The organism is Neglectibacter sp. X4, from assembly GCF_009917365.1.
In the GTDB taxonomy this organism is placed as follows: Bacteria; Bacillota; Clostridia; order Oscillospirales; family Acutalibacteraceae; genus Acutalibacter.
This window is the reverse complement of record NZ_QWLE01000130.1, coordinates 1-2,384: the sequence shown is the minus strand read 5'-3', so window position 1 is coordinate 2,384 and position 2,384 is coordinate 1. Positions and strand designations below refer to the sequence as shown.

Here is a 2,384-nt window from a genome sequence, read left to right as displayed (position 1 = left end):
GGGATATTTTGCAAACCTTGCCCCGGAGTGGAGCATGATAGAGGCCGCAAGGCTGCTGGCAGGGCAGGAGGGCTGTCAGGTGTACATTCTGGCGCCGGCGTTTCCCGGCCCTTACGCTATGGAGGAGCAGCAGGCGTGGCTTGACCGGTATCTGCCGGAAATCCCCCAGGAAAACAGACTTTTCGTGCCTTTGGGACAGAGTAAGGCCCAAGCCCTGGGCAGGCCTTTAACCCAGGAGGACGTGCTTGTGGACGGTTTCAGCAGGAACCTGCCGGACTGGGAAAAGGCGGGCGGGGTGGGGATTCAGTCCTTGAACCAGGCAAACGATGCCCTTACCCCCTGGCAGGGGGCCTTTGTCCGGGTGGAATGGAACGAGGACGCGGTTGCCGCCCAGGTGCTGCTGGCAGGGCAAGATACCCTCGAACACCTGATTTTCAGCGCCGCCGCTGTCCGGGCCATGGACACAGGGTTCCTCCGGGAGGGCCTGTCTGCCGCCGCTGTCCCCTATGCCTTCCTGCCCCTGCCCCCCAGGGCGGGGCCAGCCTGTTTTACCCCGAAGCATACGCGCCCATAGCTTCCGCTGTGCTGGACGCGGGCAGGAAGCGGGGAATCCAGGACGCGCCGGACACTGCCGGTATCTGGGAGGAAGCGGGCCAGTGGGAGGCGGAAAGTCGGGTTCCCGCAAAGGACCAGCTCACGGAATGGAACGGGGACATGGGCATGTACACGCCCCTGCCCGGGGTGTCCGACGGGCAGTTGGTGGTCAGGCAGGCCGCGGCGCGGCACACGTATACCCCGGAAATCCCGGAATACCAGGAACCGGGAGAACCGTCCGCTCTTGCTCCCGATGGCATGGAAACCGTCAATATGGGCCTGAAGGGAAAGGACGGCAGCATGCTCCCTGTGGTGGAATTTACCTCCTACAAGGGCCTGTCCGGCCCTGTCACAGACTTTTTCTCGGAGGAACTCCAGCAGTACAGCGGCTGGCTCGCGGAGGGCAGCTCCCCAGGGGGATGGGAGGAAAGGGCGGAAAAGGCCTTGGTTGTGGGGACAAAGGACGACGCCCTTGCCGCCGTGAAAATCTCCGGCCCCGCACCCCTGGTGGATTTCCTGGAGAGGGCCGCAAAGGAAAAGCTGCCGGAGGCTCTGGCGGACAGGGCGCTGGATTCTGAAACCATGCACCCTCTCAGCAAGGAGCACCTTGAGGCGTGGCAGGCTTTGGGCGGCAATTTCCCCGCCCAGCCGGGGAAGGAGCAGTCCATGGTTACCATTTTGGGGGATTCCCGCAGCGCTGGTATAGCGTTGCAAGCCGGGGACGGCAGGGTTGTCTCCCAGGTGGAAATTGACAGCCCGGAGGGCCTGTCCGGCCCCATCGCCAGGGTTCTTTCGGAAGAGATGAAGCAGTACCGGGACAGGCTGGACGCGGGCGGTATGCAGCCTGAAGAATCCGTGGAACGGGAATTGCTTATGAATCTAAATGGGGAAGCGCCCACCCCCATAAAAATCTCCGGCCCCGCCTCCCTGGTGGATTCCCTGGAGAGGGCCGCGAAGGCAAAGCTGCCGGAGGCTCTGGGGGGCAGGCAGAAAAGCCCGGAATCTTCCGGGTGCGCGCCCATCCGGGAGCAGCTTGCCAGGGCGCGGCAGTCCCAGGCTGGAAGCAGCCGGGAAGATTCCCCGGAAAGGGCAGCGGATACCGGCCCGCAGAGATAAGCACAGACAGTTGGAGGGAGTGCCCCATGGGGCGCTCCCTCTTTTTTTATTGCCAAAGGGATATTCCCTGTTGACAAAATTCGACAAACCCGCTAAAATACAATCAGTATAAAAGTTTAGATAATGTACAAATGGTATATTTCGGTTTAACGGATAAAGGAGCGGATAATTTATGCAGCAGCCTGTTTGCTTAAACGATTTCAAGATGAGCATACCCAAAAGCCGGAAACGGGCTATGGAGGACAGTTTGGCAAACCCCGGCAGGGTGTACTGGCTCATGGACAAGGTACACGTGCGGATCCTGACCTATGACGACCCGGAAAAGGCGAAAGCCAAGCTGCGGGACGGGTTTCGGATTTTAGCGATTTACCGCAACGGTGAGGATATTGTAAACACACAGGCCGCAAAGGATGAGGGCCTGCTGCTGGTATGAGTGACAGCCCCGGCCTGAAGGCCGGGGCTTGTCTTTTTTGCACCAAAAAGGAGCAGAACATGAAAAGAACCGGTTGTAAGGATATCAAGTGGAGCGACCGATTGATCATCGAACGGATGCTGAAAAACAGGGAAAGCAAAACGAAAATCGCGGCGTATATTGGGGTGAGCCGGGCCAGCATTTACAATGAAATTCATCGCGGCATGACCCTGCAGATGACCCCGGAGTATGAGTTTGTAAA

General features: G+C 59.4%; 3 protein-coding genes and 1 pseudogene. All 4 read left to right on the top strand.

Annotation, left to right across the window (positions count from 1 at the left end):
• Positions 1-574: pseudogene (locus tag D1841_RS16990) on the top strand (hypothetical protein); the annotation flags it as partial.
• Between the two features lie 8 nt (positions 575-582).
• A complete protein-coding gene (locus tag D1841_RS16985; RefSeq protein WP_160644838.1) occupies positions 583-1,710 on the top strand; it encodes a hypothetical protein in 1,128 nt (375 codons plus the stop codon).
• A 172-nt stretch (positions 1,711-1,882) separates the two neighbouring features.
• Positions 1,883-2,143 (top strand): hypothetical protein, encoded by a 261-nt coding sequence (locus tag D1841_RS16980; RefSeq protein WP_160644836.1) that lies wholly within the window; start codon positions 1,883-1,885, stop codon positions 2,141-2,143.
• 59 nt (positions 2,144-2,202) lie between these two features.
• Positions 2,203-2,384: helix-turn-helix domain-containing protein (locus tag D1841_RS16975; RefSeq protein WP_160644834.1), on the top strand; the 182-nt coding region annotated here is incomplete at its 3' end.